The organism is Pseudomonas sp. 9.1(2019), assembly GCF_009910445.1.
In the GTDB taxonomy this organism is placed as follows: Bacteria; Pseudomonadota; Gammaproteobacteria; order Pseudomonadales; family Pseudomonadaceae; genus Aquipseudomonas; species Aquipseudomonas paraversuta.
Genome location: NZ_VBWF01000006.1, coordinates 297235 through 316767 on the forward strand (window position 1 = coordinate 297235; position 19533 = coordinate 316767).

At 58.2% G+C, this 19533-nt stretch carries 16 protein-coding genes; 9 read left to right on the plus strand and 7 right to left on the minus strand.

Translation table 11 applies throughout. From position 1 onward, the window contains the following. Positions 1 to 474: 474 nt before the first annotated feature. Together FEZ21_RS11140 and mnmC are read right to left on the minus strand one after the other, a co-directional pair. Positions 475 to 1257, minus strand: a complete 783-nt coding sequence (locus FEZ21_RS11140; RefSeq protein ID WP_003447056.1) for a response regulator transcription factor — start codon at positions 1255 to 1257, stop codon at positions 475 to 477. A gap of 279 nt (positions 1258 to 1536) precedes the next feature. After that, positions 1537 to 3513, minus strand: coding sequence for a bifunctional tRNA (5-methylaminomethyl-2-thiouridine)(34)-methyltransferase MnmD/FAD-dependent 5-carboxymethylaminomethyl-2-thiouridine(34) oxidoreductase MnmC (mnmC, locus tag FEZ21_RS11145; RefSeq protein WP_160627111.1), 1977 nt, complete (start codon positions 3511 to 3513; stop codon positions 1537 to 1539). Between the two features lie 139 nt (positions 3514 to 3652). Between mnmC and pap the strand changes: the two genes are divergently transcribed. After that, positions 3653 to 5167, plus strand: coding sequence for a polyphosphate:AMP phosphotransferase (gene pap / locus FEZ21_RS11150; RefSeq protein WP_160627113.1), 1515 nt, complete (start codon positions 3653 to 3655; stop codon positions 5165 to 5167). 96 nt (positions 5168 to 5263) lie between these two features. Here pap and FEZ21_RS11155 read toward each other — a convergent pair whose 3' ends face one another. Next, on the minus strand, positions 5264 to 6655 hold the full coding sequence (locus FEZ21_RS11155) for a class II fumarate hydratase (RefSeq protein WP_003447061.1): 1392 nt from the start codon (positions 6653 to 6655) through the stop codon (positions 5264 to 5266). 194 nt (positions 6656 to 6849) lie between these two features. On the opposite strand from FEZ21_RS11155, the gene FEZ21_RS11160 reads away from it, so the two are divergent. The 7 genes from FEZ21_RS11160 (at position 6850) to FEZ21_RS11190 (ending at position 14595) form a co-directional block, all read left to right on the plus strand. Further along, positions 6850 to 7365, plus strand: a complete 516-nt coding sequence (locus FEZ21_RS11160; RefSeq protein ID WP_003447063.1) for a DUF2059 domain-containing protein — start codon at positions 6850 to 6852, stop codon at positions 7363 to 7365. A gap of 11 nt (positions 7366 to 7376) precedes the next feature. Then, the gene (locus FEZ21_RS11165) at positions 7377 to 7673 is read left to right on the plus strand and encodes a BolA family transcriptional regulator (protein WP_003447065.1); all 297 of its coding nucleotides are present in this window, start codon (positions 7377 to 7379) and stop codon (positions 7671 to 7673) included. Between the two features lie 112 nt (positions 7674 to 7785). Then, a complete protein-coding gene (locus tag FEZ21_RS11170) occupies positions 7786 to 8724 on the plus strand; it encodes a rhodanese-related sulfurtransferase (RefSeq protein WP_003447067.1) in 939 nt (312 codons plus the stop codon). Between the two features lies 1 nt (position 8725). Further along, complete coding sequence (locus tag FEZ21_RS11175) at positions 8726 to 9361, plus strand: DsbA family protein (protein WP_003447069.1); 636 nt, start codon at positions 8726 to 8728, stop codon at positions 9359 to 9361. Then, a complete protein-coding gene (locus FEZ21_RS11180; RefSeq protein WP_010656188.1) occupies positions 9354 to 11171 on the plus strand; it encodes an ABC transporter ATP-binding protein in 1818 nt (605 codons plus the stop codon). Before FEZ21_RS11175 ends, FEZ21_RS11180 begins: the two co-directional genes overlap by 8 nt. Before the next feature lie 133 nt (positions 11172 to 11304). After that, positions 11305 to 13764, plus strand: coding sequence for an EAL domain-containing protein (locus FEZ21_RS11185; RefSeq protein WP_003447073.1), 2460 nt, complete (start codon positions 11305 to 11307; stop codon positions 13762 to 13764). Positions 13765 to 13809: 45 nt separating this feature from the next. Beyond that, the gene (locus FEZ21_RS11190) at positions 13810 to 14595 is read left to right on the plus strand and encodes a TenA family transcriptional regulator (RefSeq protein WP_010656186.1); all 786 of its coding nucleotides are present in this window, start codon (positions 13810 to 13812) and stop codon (positions 14593 to 14595) included. Positions 14596 to 14681: 86 nt separating this feature from the next. On the opposite strand, the gene FEZ21_RS11195 is transcribed toward FEZ21_RS11190, so the two are convergent. From FEZ21_RS11195 to FEZ21_RS11210, 4 genes are all read right to left on the minus strand, one after another. Further along, the gene (locus tag FEZ21_RS11195; RefSeq protein ID WP_003447076.1) at positions 14682 to 15422 is read right to left on the minus strand and encodes a YciK family oxidoreductase; all 741 of its coding nucleotides are present in this window, start codon (positions 15420 to 15422) and stop codon (positions 14682 to 14684) included. Positions 15423 to 15464: 42 nt separating this feature from the next. Beyond that, positions 15465 to 16136: an N-acetylmuramic acid 6-phosphate phosphatase MupP gene (mupP, locus tag FEZ21_RS11200; RefSeq protein WP_003447078.1), complete on the minus strand. Its 672-nt coding sequence runs from the start codon at positions 16134 to 16136 to the stop codon at positions 15465 to 15467. Between the two features lie 3 nt (positions 16137 to 16139). Next, a complete protein-coding gene (gene ubiG, locus FEZ21_RS11205) occupies positions 16140 to 16838 on the minus strand; it encodes a bifunctional 2-polyprenyl-6-hydroxyphenol methylase/3-demethylubiquinol 3-O-methyltransferase UbiG (RefSeq protein WP_003447081.1) in 699 nt (232 codons plus the stop codon). Positions 16839 to 16902: 64 nt separating this feature from the next. Further along, positions 16903 to 18234, minus strand: a complete 1332-nt coding sequence (locus tag FEZ21_RS11210; RefSeq protein ID WP_160627115.1) for a TRZ/ATZ family hydrolase — start codon at positions 18232 to 18234, stop codon at positions 16903 to 16905. A gap of 108 nt (positions 18235 to 18342) precedes the next feature. Here FEZ21_RS11210 and mtnA point away from each other — a divergent pair, with 108 nt between their 5' ends. Beyond that, entirely contained in the window at positions 18343 to 19419 is a 1077-nt protein-coding gene (gene mtnA / locus FEZ21_RS11215; protein WP_160627117.1) for an S-methyl-5-thioribose-1-phosphate isomerase, read from the plus strand. Positions 19420 to 19533: the final 114 nt, after the last annotated feature.

The window sequence follows — 19533 nt, forward strand, 5'->3', positions numbered from 1 at the left end:
GTCAGAGCGCGCCGCCGTAAGTAGTCTGGGTTTTTCGAGTGCCTGCATGCCGTGATCGTTCAATAAAACTTTACCGGCGGTGCTGGTTTTGTCCTTTGCCGGGCTTGGGCTAAAGGCCGAAATGCATGGATATGTTTCGCTGCGGCGCAGCAAGAAAACACCAAAAGCAGGCATGGGTGCGCCTGTTGCATTGGTTCGGCGGCAAGCCGTATCAAGGGTTTGATGATGGGCGCTGACAGACAGACCGGGCGGCTTTACTGAAACCTGATCGTGGATCGCCGGGCACTGAAGCCGGGGCTGTTCACAGGCAAATGAAGTGTCACTGGAGTAAAAACCCCGGGCAGGCATTGCGCGAACCGGACATTTCAAGCGGCAGGGGGCGACTATGAAATGCTGATGGCAACACAGGCGTTCGGGCAAAAAAAATGCCGGATTTATCTTTTAGAGGGGGGCGCTATCTCGCTCTGGCATTGCTCAGTAGGCTGGCGCTCGCGGGTTGGATCTGGAGTTGCCCGGGGTAAGGGCCAGCGCCAATTGTGTCCGGTTACTCATATCAGTCAGGCGCAACACTTGTGATACATAGAGTTTTACAGTGTTTTCTGTAATACCCATTTCACAGGCAATCTGAAAGTTTGTCTGGCCCGTACTGACCAGTTTTGCAACTTCCAGCTGGCGCGGTGACAGTTGATCGAAGACGTTCGGTGCTACCTCGGCGCAGAAGTTAGCCCTGTCTGCAATCAGGTTTGTAGCGGCACTGGCCTGCTGCGCCTTGCCGATATCCTTGGACAGGTCGTTGATCGAATCGATCAGGCTATACAGCTTCTGACTCAGGTGCCCAAGGTCCTGGTTACCTGCTTGCCGATCGTCAAGGGCTTTCTCCCGACGCTTGAGGCCTGCCAGCAGCTCGTGAAGATCCACCGGCTTCTGGTAGTAATCAGAGAAGCCTTCACGCAAGGCCCGGATTACGTCTTGTTTGTCGCCATGGCCGGTCAGCATGATTGCCTCAAAGGCGCGGGTCTTGCCTGCCACCAGCCTCAAGGCCTGGACCAGCTCGACACCATCGTATTCGGGCATCAGTAAATCGCACAGCACCAGGCTGATCGAAGGGTCGTCGTGGAACAGTTGAATGGCCTGGCGACTGGAATGACAGGGCACACAGGTGTAGCCACTGCCTTCCAGAAACTCGCAGAGCTCATCAACAATGAAGAGGTCGTCGTCGACTACAAGTATTTTTTTTTGAGGCGAAAAATAAGACACACGCTACTCCATGTTTGGCGAGTTAAAGTTTTGCCGGACATGGATTGTAGAGCAGTTGGTCAGACGGAATCTGGCTGATCAGAGCCCAGATGTTCCAGAAGTTGCAGGCCAGTTCTCAACAATGAAAATTTCAGACCCGATTTTTGTGCACTGGGCAGGCAAATCGTCGCGCCAGCCTTGTCAGGGCTGGCAGACGTTCAGGCCGGGCTGATCAGCTAGGTATGCGGCGCAAGAAAAAACCTGGCAGCAGCATTCAGGTCGCTGCCGGATTGCCGCCGGCTACAGCCTTTTGACCAATGCCCGCACCGCGAAGCGGGCCGGGTGGCAGGCCTCGGCGATACTGCGGGGCACGGGCATGGGTTCGTGGTTGATCCAGGCGGCAAGCATTTCCCCGGACAAGGGTGCTGTGATCAGGCCCCGGGAACCGTGGCCGCTATTCACATACAGGCCCTCCAGCCAGGGGCAGGGGGCATCCGGAACCTGACGGGCGTCTTTGCTTAATGCGCCATATGCCAGGGCAAATGCCTGCGGTTCAACCAGTGGGCCCACGATCGGCAAGTAGTCCGGGCTGGTGCAGCGAAAGGCGGCCCAGCCTTGCAGCGATTGGGGGTCCAGTTGCTCGCCCAGTCGCGTTGCCAGATCGGGTGAAATTTCTTCCAGCAGATCCAGATTGCCCTGATGGCCCTCGGGGGTAGTGGTCAAATCTTCGTTATGGAAATCGAAACTGGCCCCCAGGGTATGTTCGCCGAGCCGGCCAGGGGCCACATAACCCTCGGCGCAGACCACGGTCTTGAGCACGCTGCTGGCAGGGGTTTGGGCGAGTTGGGTGATTTGCCCGCGTATCCGTTTGAGCGGCAGTGCGCTGCTGGCGGGGAAACGCTTGACCTCTGCTGCACCGGCCAGCACCACCACCGGTGCGCAGGCCAGCACCTTGTCATCCTGGCAGGCCTGCCACTGGCCCTCGACTCTGTGCAGTTGCAATACGTCATGGTGGGTCAGCACCTGGACATTGGGGTGCAGGGCCTGGAACCGGCACAGCGCGGGAGGGTGGACCCAGCCACCTTCGGGGTAGAACAGACCGCCGTGGGCCAGTTCAATCCCGGCCAGTGCCTGTGCCTGGGGCTGGCCGAGCAAATGCACCAGTGCCGGGGGGAAGGCTGCAGCCAGTTGCGCCTGACGCTCGGCTTCCTTGGCACTGAAGCCCAGTTGCAGCACGCCACAGTCATCCCAGTCGCGTCCGCGCTGCAGGTTTTCCAGCAAGCGACGGGTGTAACCGAAACCACTGACAATCATTTGTGACAGCGTCGTTCCGTGGGCTGAAAGCTTGAGATAGAGCACCCCCTGCGGATTGCCAGATGCCTCTTTGGCCAGTCGCTCGTGGCGCTCCAGCAAGCACACCTGCCATCCACGGCGGGCCAGGCTGTTGGCAGTGGCGCACCCCGACAGACCACCGCCAATCACCAGCGCTTTACGTTCACCGCCGACCCGGGGCGGGCGGGCGTACCAGGGTTTGATGCCGCTGCTCGGCAACGGATGCTCAGGCAAACCGGCGAAGGTTCCCCGCAGGATCTCCCATTTATGGCCGATGCCGGGTGTTCGACGCATCTTGAATCCAGCTTCGTTCAACGCCCGGCGGACCCAGCCGGTGCTGGTGAAGGTACTGATGGTCGAGTCTGGTGCTGCCAGGCGAGCCAGTTGCGCGAACAGCTCCGGGGTCCACATCTGCGGATTTTTTGCCGGCGCAAAGCCGTCGAGAAACCATGCATCAATGCGCGCATCCAGTTGCGGCAGTTGTTCCAGCACATCGCCAATCAGCAGCGTGAGGGTGACCCGGCCATTGGCCAGGGTCAGGGTCTGGAACCCGGGGTGAATCGCATAATAGGCGGCCAGCAATTGTTCGCTGTAGGTGGCGAGCTCTGGCCATAGGGCGAGGGCTCGCTGCAAATCCTCACGGGTCAGGGGGTATTTTTCGACGCTAATAAAGTGCAGGCGTGCATCAGCGTGTGCGACCTGATCAAACAACTGCCAGGCACACAGAAAATTCAGGCCCGTGCCGAAGCCGGTTTCGCCGATAACCAGTTGCTCATTGGCGGGCAGGGCAGAGAAACGCTGCTGCAAGGCGTTCTGTTCAATAAAGACATAACGGGTTTCTTCGAGACCGGACTTGTCCGAAAAATACACGTCATCAAACACCCGTGAATGGGGGCGGCCTTGGTCATCCCAGTCAATCTGGGCATTGGGCATTTCAGTAGTCATGTGCGGCTCGGCAACGGCAAGGCGGCCATTCTAGCTGATCAGCAACAGCGGCACTGACCCATGACAAAGTTATGCGGTTTGTTCCGGCGCAGGCATGAGCAATCCGCTAGTCTTGTGACACTTGTCCAGGGAGCTTTCCATGTTCGAATCCGCTGAAATCGGTCACTTTATCGATAAAGAAACCTACGATCAGGAAGTTCCCGCCTTGCGTGAGGCCTTGCTGGAGGCCCAGTACGAATTGCAGCAGCTGAAAAACTGCGCAGTCATCGTATTGATCAATGGCATTGAAGGTGCAGGCAAGGGCGAGACGGTCAAACTGCTGAACGAGTGGATGGACCCGCGACTGATCGAGGTGCGGACCTTTGACCGTCAGAGCGACGAAGAGCTGGCACACCCGCCGGCATGGCGTTACTGGCGACAATTGCCGGCCAAGGGGCGCATGGGGGTGTTCTTTGGCAACTGGTACAGCCAGATGCTCCAGGGCAGGGTCCATGGCGTGTTCAAGAATGCAGTCCTCGACCAGGCAATCAATGGCGCCGAGCGCCTGGAGAAAATGCTCGCCGATGAAGGCGCATTGATCTTCAAGTTCTGGTTTCACCTGTCCAAGAAGCAGATGAAAGCCCGTTTGAGTGCCCTCAAGGACGACCCGCTGCACAGCTGGCGCATCAGTCCGCTGGACTGGCAACAGTCGCAAACCTATGACAAGTTCGTGCGCTATGGCGAGCGGGTCATTCGCCGTACCAGCCGTGACTATGCACCGTGGAACATCGTAGAGGGCGTCGATCCCAATTACCGCAGTCTGACCGTCGGCAAAATCCTGCTGGAGGGCATGCAAGCGGTACTCAATGCGCCCAAGTCCAGAGTGCGGACCAGCAATATTCCCCCGCTGCCCGAGCTCATTGACGGGCTGAGCCTGCTGGACTGCCTGGACCTGACCCGGCGGCTTGATAAAGATGATTACCAGGAGCAGCTGATTACCGAGCAGGCACGTCTGTCGGGGTTGATGCGCGACAAGCGCATGCGCCGCCATGCATTGATTACGGTGTTTGAGGGCAATGATGCGGCGGGCAAGGGCGGCTCGATCCGGCGGGTGGCGGCGGCACTGGACCCGCGCCAGTACAATATCGTGCCGATTGCAGCCCCCTCCGAGGACGAGCGGGCGCAACCTTACCTCTGGCGGTTCTGGCGCCAGATTCCGGCGCGCAGCAAGTTCACGGTTTTTGACCGTTCATGGTATGGGCGGGTACTGGTGGAGCGGGTTGAAGGCTTTTGTACCCAGGCGGACTGGATGCGTGCTTACGGCGAAATCAACGATTTTGAAGAGCAACTGCACGCTGCCGGGGTGATCGTGGTCAAGTTCTGGCTGGCCATCGATAAGCAAACCCAGCTGGAACGTTTTGAGGCCCGCGAAGAGATCCCGTTCAAGCGCTTCAAAATTACCGAAGAGGATTGGCGCAACCGCGAAAAATGGGACCTGTATCGCAATGCCGTGTGTGACATGGTCGATCGTACCAGCACCGAGATTGCGCCCTGGACCCTGGTGGAGGCCAACGACAAGCGCTGGGCGCGGGTCAAGGTGCTGCGCACCATCAATGATGCGCTTGAAGCCGCTTTTGACAAGCAGGGCAAGCGCAACAAGAAGCATAAAAAATAGCCGCGGGCTTGCCCGTGATGCTTTTCGGCGCCGGGTGCATTGAGCAAGCAATGCACCCTCGTCAATCAACTACAGGGCAGGGCGAGCCCCGCCGGCTCAGTGCTTGCCGGAACCCAGCATGTTTTCCGGCCGTACCCATTGATCGAACTCGGCATCGGTAAGGTAGCCCAGATCCAGGGCGGCTTCGCGCAGGGTCAGGTTTTCTGCGTAGGCCTTTTTCGCAATTTCGGCAGACTTGTCATAACCGATATGCGGGTTCAGGGCTGTCACCAGCATCAGGCCGCGCTCCAGGTGTTCAGCCATTTTGCCGGCATCGGCTTCAAGGCCGGTGACGCAATGTTTCTGGAAGTTGCTGCAGCCGTCCGCCAGTAACTGGATGGATTGCAGCAGGTTGTGAATGATCACCGGCTTGTACACGTTCAATTGCAGGTGGCCCTGGCTGGCGGCAAAGCCGATGGTTACATCATTGCCCATGACCTGGCATGCCAGCATCGACAGTGCCTCGCACTGGGTCGGATTGACCTTGCCCGGCATGATCGAGCTGCCAGGTTCATTGGCCGGCAGTTTGATTTCGGCTATGCCTGCCCGCGGCCCCGAGCCCAGCAAGCGGAAGTCGTTGGCCAGTTTCATCAAGGTCACGGCCAGGGTTTTAAGTGCGCCGGACAGGTTGGTCAGAGGCTCATGCCCGGCCAGCGCGGCAAATTTATTGGGCGCAGTTACAAACGGCAAGCCGGACAAGGCGGCCAGTTCTGCGGCAATGGCTTCACCAAAGCCGTGGGGCGCGTTGAGCCCGGTGCCCACAGCCGTACCGCCCTGGGCCAGTTCGTACACGGCTGGCAATGCAGCGAGAATGGCGCCCTGGGCGTAATCGAGTTGCGCGATGTAGGCCGATACTTCCTGGCCGAACGTGATCGGGGTGGCATCCATCATGTGGGTGCGGCCGGTTTTCACCAGTTTCATATGCCGTGCCGACAATTCGGCCAGGCCGCCGGACAACTCATTGATGGCCGGTAACAGATGCTCGTGGACTGCTTTGGCCACGGCAATATGCATCGCGGTCGGGAAGCAGTCGTTCGAACTTTGTGAACGATTGACATGGTCGTTCGGGTGAACCGGAGACTTGCCGCCCCGGCCTGTGCCCGCCAGTTCGTTGGCTCGGCCGGCAATCACTTCGTTGGCGTTCATGTTGCTTTGCGTGCCGCTGCCGGTTTGCCACACCACCAGAGGGAATTGATCGTCGTATTCGCCGTCCAGCACTTCGTCGGCGGCCTGCTCGATCAGGCGGGCGATGTCGGCAGGCAAGTCGCCATTGCGATCATTTACCCGCGCCGCTGCCTTCTTGATCAACACCAATGCATGCAGCACGGCCAGCGGCATTCTCTCGTTGCCGATGGCAAAGTTGATCAGCGAGCGCTGGGTCTGAGCACCCCAGTAGGCCTCATCCGGAACGTTCACTTCACCCAGGCTGTCGGTTTCGATACGGCTCATCGGGTTCTCTCTCCATAGGGGTTGATCAGTGAGCTTAGGCGGTGAATTGCCCCATAGGTTCAAACTTTGGTTTTAGAGGCTTTGATCTGATTGTTGAATACCTCTGATCAGGCCCGGGGTTGAGTGCCGGAGTTTTTTAGGCGCAGAATGGGCGCCCTTGGGGTTCGTCCTCGCTTGCTAGAAAAGGAAACTCGATGACCCGTCTTCGCGCCATCTGTACTGCGGTAGCTCTGGTTTGCGCCAGTGGCCAGGTTTTCGCCGATACCGCCAGTCACGCTGCCACTGCTGAAACATTCCTCAAGCTGGCACATGCCGACAAGCTGGGTACCCCGGTGTACATGCAAGTGCAGCAAATGTTCGCCCAACGTTTTGAGCAGACCAAGGCACCGGCTTCCAAGAAAGCCCTGCTGGAAACCTACCAGGCCAAAGCCAACACCGCTCTGGACCAGGCTATTGGCTGGGACAAACTGAAGCCTGACATGGTCAAGCTTTACACCACCAACTTCAGCGAATCCGAACTCAAGGATCTGGTTGCTTTCTATCAATCGCCCCTGGGCAAGAAAGTACTGGAAAAAATGCCGCAGCTGACTCAGCAATCGGCACAAATGACTCAGGCCAAGCTGGAAAGCGCGGTGCCTGTGGTCAACAAACTGCTGGAAGACATGACTGTCCAGCTGGAGCCAAAAGCGGCCCCGGCCAAGAAGAAGTAAGCGGAGCCTGAATGAGCATGCAACATCGTATCGAAGCGGCGCTGGGCGCCTTGCAGCCCGAGCACCTGAACGTGCTGGATGAAAGCCATATGCACAGTCGTGGGTTGCAGACCCACTTCAAGGCGGTGGTGGTCAGCGAGCAGTTTTCCGGGCTCAACAGTGTCAAGCGTCACCAAAAGGTCTACGCCACCCTGGGTGACCTGATGGGCGAGTTCCATGCGCTGGCTTTGCATACCTATACGCCTGATGAATGGGCGAAAATCGGTACAGCCCCGGCCTCGCCGACCTGTGCCGGCGGTGGGCACTAAGTGGCTTGTTAAGCCTGCTTTTTGCTAGAATCCGCAACGCGCCGCTCAGTCGGCGCGTTTTTTTTGCATCCGGTTCACCCTTTACGAGGGTAGCCACCTGGAGATATATGCGATGACTGCGCCGATTGTGGTAGCTGCACTGTACAAATTCGTCACCCTGGAAGATTACGTCGAGCTGCGTGAGCCTTTGCTCAAGGCCATGGTCGACAACGGGGTCAAGGGCACTTTGCTGATTGCCGAAGAAGGTATCAACGGTACTGTTTCCGGTAGTCGTGAAGGCATTGACGGGCTGATGGCCTGGCTCAGGTCCGATCCGCGCATGGTGGATATTGACCACAAAGAATCCTACTGCGATGACCAGCCGTTCTACCGGACCAAGGTCAAGCTCAAGAAAGAAATCGTCACCCTCGGTGTTGAAGGCGTAGACCCGAACAAAAAAGTCGGAACCTATGTCGACCCCGAGAACTGGAACGCGCTGATCAGCGATCCGGAGGTGTTGCTGATCGACACCCGGAATGATTACGAAGTATCGATTGGTACATTTGAAGGCGCGATCGACCCGAAAACCACCAGTTTTCGCGAATTTCCTGACTACATCAAAGCCAATTTCGACCCGGCCAAACACAAGAAAGTCGCGATGTTCTGCACCGGCGGCATTCGTTGTGAAAAGGCTTCGAGCTACATGCTCAGCCAGGGCTTCGACGAGGTTTATCACCTCAAGGGCGGGATTTTGAAGTACCTCGAAGAGGTGCCGCTGGAAGAAACCAAGTGGCAGGGCGACTGCTTCGTGTTTGATAACCGGGTCACCGTGCGTCACGACCTGAGTGAAGGTGAATACGATCAGTGTCATGCCTGCCGCACGCCGATCAGCATCGCTGACCGTGAATCCGAGCATTATCAGCCGGGTATCAGCTGCCCGCATTGCTGGGACAAACTGAGCGAAAAAACCCGCCGCAGCGCCATCGACCGGCAAAAACAGATTGACCTGGCCAAGGCCCGCAATCAGCCGCATCCGATTGGCCACAACTACCGTAAACCGGCCGAGGCCTGATATGTCCGCGCGCCTGCTCTATGTGATGGACCCGATGTGTTCGTGGTGCTGGGGTTTTGCCCCCATCGTTGAGGCTCTGGTTGAGCAGGCGCAGGCTGCGGGGGTGGATTTGCACCTGGTGGTCGGAGGCTTGCGCACCGGCAGCGGCGCGGCCCTGGAGCCTGCAACTCGACGCTATATCCTTGAGCACTGGCAGGCGGTGACCGATGCCACCGGGCAGCCGTTCACGATCGAAGGTGCCTTGCCCGATGGTTTTGTCTACGACTGTGAGCCTGCATGCCGGGCCATTGTGGCGGCGCGCAGTCTGGCGCCCGATTGCGCGTGGCGGTTGCTGAAACTCATTCAGCAGGCTTTTTATGTGCAAGGTCGTGATGTGACCCAGGCCAGTGTGCTGGCTGAACTGGCGCAGACGGCGGGGTTGCCGCGTATCGAGTTCGCTGCCGCGTTCGACAGCGCCGAGCAGCACACAGCCACCGCTGCCGACTTTACCTGGGTCCAGGATCTGGGGATCGCCGGATTCCCCACCCTGCTTGCTGAACGTGACGGTCAGCTGGCATTGCTGACCAATGGTTATCAGGCTCTGGAGCCCGTCTCCGACCTGCTGGGCCGTTGGCTTGAACGCGCCAAGCGTGCTTGATTCCGGCCCGGCAACGCCGGCGCCCGAGACCACAGATCGCCTGAGCTGGAAGGAAATCCGTGGTCTGGCCCTGCGCCATAAAAAAGCCCTGTGGCTCGCCAATGGCGTGGCAGTCCTGACCACGCTGTGCAGCGTGCCGATTCCATTGTTGTTGCCATTGCTGGTTGATGAAGTGCTGCTGGGCAACGGTGATGCAGCGCTCAAAGTCATGAACCACTGGCTGCCAGCCGCCTGGCAAAGTGCGCCGGGTTACATAGGCCTGATGCTTTTCGTGACGCTGCTGCTGCGCTGCGGTGCCTTGCTGTTTAACGTGCTGCAGGCCCGGCTGTTTTCCCGTCTGTCCAAAGACATAGTGTTTCGCATCCGGTTGCGCCTGATCGAGCGTCTGAAGCGCATCTCGCTGGCCGAGTATGAAAGTCTGGGCAGCGGTACGGTGACCACGCATCTGGTCACCGACCTGGACACCCTCGACAAGTTCGTCGGCGAAACCTTGAGCCGGTTTCTGATTGCGATGCTGACCCTGGTCGGCACGTCAGCGATTTTGTTGTGGATGCACTGGCAGCTGGCCCTTTTGATTTTACTGTTCAACCCGTTGGTGATTTACGCCACCGTGCAGTTGGGCAAACGCGTCAAACACCTCAAAAAGCTGGAGAACGACAGCACTGCGCGTTTTACCCAGGCGCTCACTGAAACCCTGGATGCCATTCAGGAAGTCCGTGCCGGCAATCGTCAGGGCTATTTCCTCGGTCGCTTGGGGAATCGGGCCCGGGAAGTGCGCGATTTTGCCACGTCATCCCAATGGAAAAGTGATGCCTCGAACCGGGCCAGTGGCCTGTTGTTCCAGTTCGGCATCGATATTTTCCGTGCCGCGGCAATGCTGACGGTGCTGTTTTCGGATCTGTCCATCGGCCAGATGCTCGCGGTGTTCAGCTACCTGTGGTTCATGATCGGGCCTGTCGAGCAGCTGCTCAACTTGCAGTACGCTTTCTACGCCGCAAGCGGTGCCATGACCCGGATCAACCAGTTGCTGGCGCGGCGCGACGAGCCGCAGTACCGCGGTGGCGTCGATCCGTTTTCAGGGCGTCAGACCGTTGATATCGAAGTGCGCGACCTGAGCTTCAGCTACGGCGACGAGAAGATTCTCGATCGATTGAATCTGACCATCGCCGCGGGTGAGAAGGTGGCCATTGTGGGCACCAGCGGCGGCGGTAAAAGCACTTTGGTGCAATTGCTGCTGGGGCTCTACACGCCGCAGTCGGGCAGTATCCATTTCGCCGGTGCGAGCCAGGCCGAGATCGGCCTGGAAACCATCCGTGAACATGTGGCCGTGGTGCTGCAGCACCCGGCGCTGTTCAACGACAGCGTGCGGGCCAACCTGACCATGGGCCGCGAGCGTACGGATGAGGCGTGCTGGCGTGCTCTGGAAATCGCCCAGCTGGACGGCATCGTACGCCAGCTGCCCCAGGGGCTGGACAGCATAGTCGGGCGCTCCGGGGTGCGGTTGTCCGGAGGTCAGCGTCAACGTCTGGCGATTGCGCGAATGGTGCTGGCCGAACCCAGGGTAGTGATCCTCGATGAGGCTACCAGCGCACTGGATGCCGCCACCGAATACAACCTGCATCACGCTTTGGAAAAATTTTTGAGTGGGCGCACGACTTTAATCATTGCCCACCGTTTATCTGCGGTAAAACAGGCAGACCGCGTGCTTGTGTTTGATGGCGGACGTATTGCGCAAGATGGCGATCACCAGCAGCTACTTGCAGAGGGAGGGCTCTACGCCAGGCTGTACGGGCAATTGCAGCAGAGCTGACGGCGAGGGCACCGGACTTTTCAAGTGTGGCTGGCGCCAGTGATCCTCATACGGGTCATAAACTAGCCTAGGCTCAACTTGCTTGAGGGATTTTCTCCGGTTTTCTTCTGCCAGCCTGTGATAAAGGGAACTCATGAAGCACAAGCGTCCCCTCGGTACCCCACGCCTTTTGGGAATCGTCTGGCCCTTTATTGCGGTCGTGCTGTTTCAGGCGCTATTGGGTTGTCTCAGTCTTTATATGCTCTCAGCGGTGCGAGGCTATGTCGCAGGCGAAAGTCTGTGGTCCAAAGGACAGAAAGACGCCATTTACTACCTCCATCTGTATGCCGACAACCGCGATCCGGCGGTTTTCGAGAAGTACCTGCAAGCGATCAAGGTGCCCCAGGGCGGACACCGGCTGCGCATGGCACTGGATCAGTCACCTCCAGACCTTGCCGAGGCGCGCGAGGGCATTCTGCAAGGGGGTAATAGCCCTGAGGATGTCTCGAGCATTATCTGGTTTTATCGTTATTTCCATGATTTCAGCTATATGCGCACAGCCATTGAGAAGTGGAGTGTGGGTGATCAATACCTGATAAAACTGGATGATCTGGCGCAGGAAATTCACCGCAGTCTCAATGCCAATCAAGCCAGCGCCGCTGACGTAGCAGGCTGGCAGTCCGCTATCTCGCGGATCAATGAAAGTGTCGCCCCGCCGGCCAAAGCCTTTAGTGATGCACTGGGTGAGGGCTCGCGATTTATTCTGAAATTGTTGGTCATCATCAATTTCGCGACGGCGCTGGGGCTGATTCTTTTGGCTTTACTGCGCACCCACAAAGTGTTGAGCCAGAGCCGGGAGTTTGCCGAAGCCCTGCAGGTTGAAAAAGAGCGGGCGCAAATCACCCTTGAATCTATTGGTGACGGGGTAATAAGTACGGATGTAAGCGGTTCCATCACTTATATGAATCCGGCCGCGGAACAGTTGACGCTCTGGAAGTCCGGGCAGGCGCAAGGCGTACCCTTGGCCGCATTGTTCAAGTTGCTCGACGAAAATGTCCTTGATGATGGTTTCAAACTGATAGACCGCATTCTCGGCGGCCAGCTGGGTAATACCAGTGAACATTCAAAACTGATTCAGCGCACGGACGGCAGTACGGTTTCCGTGGCGCTGGTGGGGGCGCCAATCCTGCATGCCGGCAAGGTGAGCGGTGCGGTGCTGGTGCTGCATGACATGACCCGTGAGCGCCAATACATTGCCAACTTGTCCTGGCAGGCGACCCACGATGCACTCACCGGCCTGGCCAATCGTCGCGAGTTTGAATATCGGCTGGAGCTGGTGTTGCAGAATCTGGCGCGACAGCAAGGCCGGCACGCATTGATGTTTCTTGATCTGGACCAGTTCAAGCTGGTCAACGACACCTGTGGCCACGCTGCGGGTGACGAGTTGTTGCGGCATATTTGTGCATTGCTGCATTCGGGTTTGCGTGAGGGCGATACGCTGGCGCGTCTTGGGGGAGATGAGTTCGGTATCCTGCTGGAAAATTGCCCGGCCGATGCCGCTGAAAAAATTGCCGAGGGTTTGCGCCAGACCGTACAAAGGCTGCACTTCGCGTGGAAGGGACGCCCGTTCCTGAACACCATCAGTATCGGTCTGGTGCATATCCAGCAAGCCCCGGTGACCCTGGAAGCCTCAATGCGTGCGGCGGACATGGCTTGCTACATGGCCAAGGAAAAGGGGCGTAACCGGGTTCAGGTCTACCATGCGGATGACTCAGAGTTGTCACTGCGCTTTGGTGAAATGGCATGGGTACAGCGCTTGCACGTGGCGCTGGAAGAAAACCTGTTTTGCCTTTATGCGCAAGAGATCGCTCCATTGGGGCGGGCCCCGGAAGGCGGCGGGCACATTGAAATCCTGTTGCGCCTGAGCGATGGCAGTGGCGGCCTGATCTTGCCTGACAGTTTTATTCCGGCTGCCGAGCGTTATGGTCTGATGGCTTCGATTGACCGTTGGGTTGTGGAAAACGTATTCAAGATTATTTCTCGGTGCTCGGCGCCGCGGGCAGAACATTCAATGGCGATGTGTGCCATTAACCTCTCGGGGTCGACCATAGGCGATGATGAGTTCCTGGCTTTTTTGCTCGAGCAATTTGAATGTTATGGCGTGGCACCCGAGCTGATCTGTTTTGAAATTACCGAAACCAGTGCAATTGCCAACTTGGGCAGTGCCATCCGCTTCATAAATGAACTTAAAGGGCTGGGCTGTCACTTTTCCCTGGATGACTTTTGCGCCGGGATGTCTTCGTTTGCCTACTTGAAACATTTGCCTGTGGACTATTTGAAAATAGACGGCAGTTTCGTCAGGGATATGCTGGATGACCCCATTAATCGGGCAATGGTTGAGGTGATCAATCATATAGGGCACGTTATGGGTAAGCGGACAATTGCCGAGTTTGTTGAAAGTCCTCAGATTGAACAGGCATTGATTGAGATCGGGGTCGACTATGCTCAGGGATATATAGTTGAGCGCCCACAATTGTTTACCTGTGACAGCTTGTGGACTCGACCTGTACGCCCCAAAGCCCTGGCTTTGAAGTTGCCGGGCACTTTGCGTTGATGAGGTGTCCGATTTTGTAAATCACCTCTGAGAAGGAACTTGATTGTGATGGATGCATTTGTACGTACCGGGCCTCTTATGGAAGCGACCAGCTATCCCAAGTGGGCTCAAAAGCTGATCCGCGACTGTAGCGAGAGCAAGCGCCGTGTCGTCGAGCATGAGGTATATGCACGCATGCGTGATAACACGCTGAGCCCGACAATCATGCGGTTGTACCTCATTGGCGGATGGCCGGTGGTAGAACAGTTTTCGTTGTACATGGGGCATAACCTGGGGAAAACCCGTTATGGGCGTCATCCCGGGGAAGACATGGCCCGCCGTTGGCTGATTCGCAACATTCGGGTCGAACTGAACCACGCCGATTACTGGGTCAACTGGGCCAATGCCCATGGCGTCAGCCTTGCTGACATGAATGCCCAGGACATACCGTTCGAGTTTCAGGCGCTGAACGACTGGTGCTGGCATACCTGCACTGCGGATTCGCTGGCGGTATCCATGGCCGCGACCAACTATGCCATTGAAGGCGCCGTGGGCGAGTGGGCTGCAGTGGTGTGTTCGCAAAACGTTTATGAGGAGTCGCTGCCGGCAGAAGGGCGCAAGCGCGCCATGAAATGGCTGAAGATGCACGCTCAGTACGATGATGAGCACCCTTGGGAAGCGCTGGAGATTATTTGTACCCTGGCGGGGATGAATCCCAGTGAAGCGTTGCAAGCCGAGCTGCGTAAAGCCGTTTGCAAGAGCTATGACTACAAGTATCTGTTTTTGCAAAGCTGTCTGCAGTATGAAAAAAAGCCGGTGGTGCGCAAGCGTCCGGAATTGGTTGAGGGCTGATCCCGGGGGATTGACTTGCCCGGGTCTATAAAAAAACCGCAGCTGGCCTTCATTCGCCAGCTGCGGTTTTTTTGTTGGCCGATTCGTTATTGCGCGTCGAATGCCTGGCCGTTTACGCCGGTGCTGTCCGGCCCCATCAGGTACAGGTAAACCGGCATGATGGCTTGTGGTTCCGGGTTGTTCAGCGGGTTCTCACCCGGGTATGCCAGGGCCCGCATGCTGGTGCGGGTCGCGCCCGGGTTGATGCTGTTGGAGCGTACGGCTGCCACGCCATCGACTTCGTCGGCCAGGGTTTGCATCAAGCCTTCGGTGGCAAATTTCGAAACCCCATAAGCCCCCCAATAGGCGCGGCCTTTGCGGCCTACGCTGCTGGAGGTGAAAATAACCGATGCGTCCTGGGACAATTTGAGCAGTGGCAGCAGGGTGCTGGTGAGCATAAACATGGCGTTTACGTTTACCTGCATAACCCGCATGAAGTTTTCGCCCGAGAGTTGTTCCAGGGGCGTGCGCGGACCAATGATCGAGGCGTTGTGCAGCAGGCCGTCAAGGTGGCCGAACTCGTTTTCGATCATGGCGGCCAGCTCATCGTATTGATGGGGCTGGGCGGTTTCGAGATTGAAAGGAATGACTGCGGGTTGCGGGTGGCCAGCAGCTTCTATTTCGTCGTACACCTGGCTCAGATTGGACTCGGTTTTACCCAGCAGCAGCACGGTAGCCCCGTGCGCGGCATAGGTTTTGGCTGCTGCAGCGCCGATGCCGCGGCCGGCACCGGTAACCAGAATCACCCGGCCCTGAAGCAGGTCGGGGCGAGCGGAATAATCAAACATAAAAAACCTCAACAGAAATCAAAGATCGTTCTGCGCCCGCTGTCAGCAACTGCACATCGCGTTATCCAGTACTTTGCGCAATTCGCTCGGGTGGTCGACCACTACGTCGGCGCCCCAGTGGTCGGGGTTGTCGTCGGGGTGAATGTAGCCAAAGCGTACGGCGGCGGTCTTGGTACCGGCATCGCGGCCGGATTCGATGTCGCGAAGGTCATCGCCGACAAACAGAACGCTGGCCGGGTCAAGGTTGAGCATCTTGCAGGCGAGAATCATTGGCTCGGGGTCGGGTTTGCTGCGGCTCACGTGGTCCGGGCAGATCAGTACCGCAGAGCGTTCCGCCAGGCCCAGCCGCTCCATGATTGGTTGGGCAAAGCGCACGGGCTTGTTGGTCACGACGCCCCAGACCAGGTGGGCCTGTTCAATGTCGGCCAGCAGTTGCTCCATGCCATCGAACAGCTTGGTGTGTACCGCACAGTCCTGTTGATAGCGCTCGAGGAATTCAAGGCGCAGTTCCTCGAACCCCGGTGCTTCAGGGTCCATGCTGAAGGTCACTGCGACCATGGCCCGAGCCCCGCCGGAGATCTCGTCGCGAATCAGCTTGTCGTCAATGGGCGCTAGCCCGCGATCGGCGCGCATGGCCTGGCAGATGGCGATAAAGTCCGGCGCGGTATCGAGCAGGGTGCCGTCCATGTCAAAAAGAACTGCTCTTAAACGCATGGGTCACTCCTCGCGAAGGGTCTGGATCATGTAGTTGACGTCGACATCGGCGCCCAGCTTGTAGTGCTTGGTCAGCGGGTTGTAGGTCAGGCCGGTGATGTCCTTGACGCTCAGGCCGGCCTGGCGGCTCCAGGCACCCAGTTCGGAAGGGCGGATGAATTTCTTGAAGTCGTGGGTCCCGCGCGGGATCAGCTTCATGATGTATTCAGCGCCGATAATTGCGAACAGATAGGCTTTCGGGTTGCGGTTGATGGTGGAGAAGAACACTTGGCCACCCGGCTTGACCATGCGGTAGCAGGCGCGGATTACGGATGCCGGGTCTGGAACGTGCTCGAGCATTTCAAGGCAGGTAACGACGTCGAACTGCCCGGGCATTTCGTTGGCCAGTTCTTCAGCCGTGATCTGGCGGTATTCAACATTCACGCCCGATTCAAGCTGATGCAGTTGTGCCACTGCCAGCGGGGCTTCGCCCATGTCTATGCCGGTTACGGTTGCGCCGCGCTGGGCCATGGACTCACTGAGAATGCCGCCGCCGCAGCCGACGTCGAGCACTTTTTTCCCGGCCAGCTGCACGCGTTCGTCAATCCAGTTCAGGCGCAGCGGGTTGATGTCGTGCAGGGGTTTGAACTCGCTTTCACGATCCCACCAGCGATGGGCAAGCGCTTCGAATTTAGCGATCTCGGCGTGGTCGACGTTGCTCATGGGTAAATCCTCTAAAGCTGAAAAATCCTGGTATTACTTCAGGCGCAGGCCTGAAGGTCTTGAATCAATGGGGTTGGCTGCTGATGCGCTGGCCCCAGGCCTTGGCGGTTGCGCAGAGCTGTTGCTCGTCCATTCGGGTCAGTTTGCCATCATCGAGCAAGTGTTTGCCCCCGACCCACAGGTGTTTTGCACAGTCGCGGCCAGTGGCGTAGATCAGTTGCGAGACAGGGTCGTAAACCGGTTGCTGGGCCAGCCCGCTCAGGTCGAAAGCTACCAGGTCGGCAGCTTTGCCAGACTCGATCGAACCGATGTCATTATCCAGGCCCAGTGCCCGGGCTCCGTTGAGCGTTGCCATGCGCAAGGCGCGATGGGCGTCCAGTGCGGTGGCCGAGCCTGCCACGGCTTTGGCCAGCAGTGCGGCGGTGCGGGTTTCGCCCAGCAGGTCCAGATCATTATTGCTGGCAGCACCGTCGGTGCCAACCGCGACATTGACCCCTGCCAGCCACAAACGCTCGACCGGGCAGAAGCCGCTGGCCAGTTTGAGGTTGGATTCGGGGCAATGAATCACGCTGGCGTTGCTTTCTACCAGCATTGCCAGGTCGGCATCGCTGATCTGGGTCATGTGCACGGCCTGAAAGCGTGGCCCCAGCAAGCCCAGTCGGGCCAGGCGGGCTATCGGGCGTTCGGCATGTTGCTCGACGGCCTGTTGCACTTCGAAAGCGGTTTCGTGGACGTGCATCTGGATTGCAGCATCCAGTTCATCGGCCATTACCCGGACTTTTTCCAGGTTCTCGTCGCCCACGGTATAGGGGGCGTGCGGTCCGAAGGCGATTTTGATCCGCGGATGGTGCTTCAGGTCGCCAAACAGCTCGACGGCCTGGCGCAATGCTTCATCGGCCGAGCTTGCGCCGGGAATCGGAAAGTCGAGAACCGGAATGGCGATTTGGGCACGAATGCCACTGTTATGCACGCGCTCGCAGGCGGTCCGGGGATAAAAGTACATATCGCTGAAACAGCTGATGCCGCCCTTGAGTTGCTCGGCAATGGCCAGATCGGTGCCGTCGCGCACGAAGTCTTCATCCACCCATTTGGCCTCGGCGGGCCAGATATGCTGTTCCAGCCACGTCATCAATGGCAGGTCATCGGCCATGCCGCGGAACAGGGTCATGGCTGCGTGGCCGTGGGCATTGACCAGGCCGGGGGTGAGCAACATGTCAGGCAGCTCGCGGGTTTCGCGGGCGTTATGTTTCAAGGCTTCGAGGCGCGGGCCGATGAACACGATGCGCCCGTCCGCGATGCCCACTCCGTGGTCCTTGAGTACCACCCCGGCTGGCTCTACGGGCACCAGCCAGGTGGGCAGCAGCAACAGGTCGAGGGACAGGGGCAGGGTGGGCATCGAAAACGGCTTCCAGTGCGATATTAAAAGGAGGCGAAGTATACCCGAGCGTCTTAAAGGTGGGCTCGCTATAATCGGCGGCTTTGTATCTGTGTGATAGGGGTAGGCATGCGCGATCGACTGTTGGCGGCAGAAAAGGTAAAGGCCATCGATTGGCGGGGTGAGGCCCTGTACCTGCTGGATCAGCGCAGTTTGCCTTTTGATGAGAGCTGGCTGGCCCATACCAGTGCCGAAGCAGTGGCCCAGGCTATTCGCGCCATGGTGGTGCGTGGTGCACCGGCGATCGGCATCGCAGCTGCGTATGGCGTAGTGCTTGCGGCGCGTGTACGCAAGGCTGCGGGTGGCGATTGGGTCGGGGCGCTGGAAGAGGACTTCGCGCTGCTGGCGGACGCCCGGCCCACCGCAGTGAATTTGTCCTGGGCACTCAATCGCATGCGTGATCGTTTGAATCGTGCCAAAGCCAGGGCCGATGTTCTGCACATACTTGAGGTCGAGGCTGTGGCGATTCATGAAAGTGATCGCGAGGCCAATCTGACTATGGCGCAGTTGGGCGTCGATGTGATTCGCCGTCATCAGGGCAACGCTCAGACCGTACTGACCCATTGCAACACCGGTGCCCTGGCCACGGGCGGTTTCGGTACCGCGCTGGGCGTGATTCGGGCTGCCTGGCTGGAAGGCATGATCGAGCAGGTCTACGCCGACGAAACCCGGCCCTGGTTGCAGGGCTCGCGACTGACTGCCTGGGAGTTGGCGAATGAGGGCATCCCGGTGGTGCTCAATGCTGACTCGGCTGCGGCACACATCATGAAAACCAAGGGCGTGACCTGGGTGATAGTCGGCGCTGACCGGATCACGGCCAATGGCGATGTGGCAAACAAGATTGGCACCTACCAGCTGGCGGTAAATGCCATGCATCACGGTGTGCGCTTTATGGTGGTGGCGCCAAGTTCAACCATCGATATGGAGCTGGCCAGTGGTGACGACATCCCTATCGAGGAGCGTGACGCCAGTGAGTTGCTGGAGGTGGGCGGCCACTGTGTCGGTGCGCCTGTGCAGACATTCAATCCGGTATTTGATGTGACACCGGCCGATCTGATTGATGTGATTGTTACCGAGAAGGGCATCGTCGAGCGTCCGGATACGGCAAAAATGGCGCAACTGATGTGTCGCAAGCGATTGCATTGATAAATTGCACCTGCAGGGGTTGGCGAAGGTTGCGCCGGGTTGCAAGGCCGCGCTGTTGTTGAAGGTCCTGCGTACCTGATTGCAGCCTGCGTTTGCAGCTGCAGAATCTGCTCC

Bases quoted from the DNA above. Each gene is read 5' to 3' on its own strand.
- FEZ21_RS11170 (WP_003447067.1), top strand. From the start codon at position 7,786: ATGACTGCGCCGATTGTGGTAGCTGCACTGTACAAATTCGTCACCCTG.
- ubiG (WP_003447081.1), bottom strand. From the start codon at position 16,838: ATGAGCAACGTCGACCACGCCGAGATCGCTAAATTCGAAGCGCTTGCC.
- FEZ21_RS11160 (WP_003447063.1), top strand. From the start codon at position 6,850: ATGACCCGTCTTCGCGCCATCTGTACTGCGGTAGCTCTGGTTTGCGCC.
- FEZ21_RS11185 (WP_003447073.1), top strand. From the start codon at position 11,305: ATGAAGCACAAGCGTCCCCTCGGTACCCCACGCCTTTTGGGAATCGTC.
- FEZ21_RS11175 (WP_003447069.1), top strand. From the start codon at position 8,726: ATGTCCGCGCGCCTGCTCTATGTGATGGACCCGATGTGTTCGTGGTGC.
- mupP (WP_003447078.1), bottom strand. From the start codon at position 16,136: ATGCGTTTAAGAGCAGTTCTTTTTGACATGGACGGCACCCTGCTCGAT.
- FEZ21_RS11210 (WP_160627115.1), bottom strand. From the start codon at position 18,234: ATGCCCACCCTGCCCCTGTCCCTCGACCTGTTGCTGCTGCCCACCTGG.
- FEZ21_RS11155 (WP_003447061.1), bottom strand. From the start codon at position 6,655: ATGAGCCGTATCGAAACCGACAGCCTGGGTGAAGTGAACGTTCCGGAT.
- FEZ21_RS11195 (WP_003447076.1), bottom strand. From the start codon at position 15,422: ATGTTTGATTATTCCGCTCGCCCCGACCTGCTTCAGGGCCGGGTGATT.
- mtnA (WP_160627117.1), top strand. From the start codon at position 18,343: ATGCGCGATCGACTGTTGGCGGCAGAAAAGGTAAAGGCCATCGATTGG.
- FEZ21_RS11165 (WP_003447065.1), top strand. From the start codon at position 7,377: ATGAGCATGCAACATCGTATCGAAGCGGCGCTGGGCGCCTTGCAGCCC.
- pap (WP_160627113.1), top strand. From the start codon at position 3,653: ATGTTCGAATCCGCTGAAATCGGTCACTTTATCGATAAAGAAACCTAC.
- mnmC (WP_160627111.1), bottom strand. From the start codon at position 3,513: ATGACTACTGAAATGCCCAATGCCCAGATTGACTGGGATGACCAAGGC.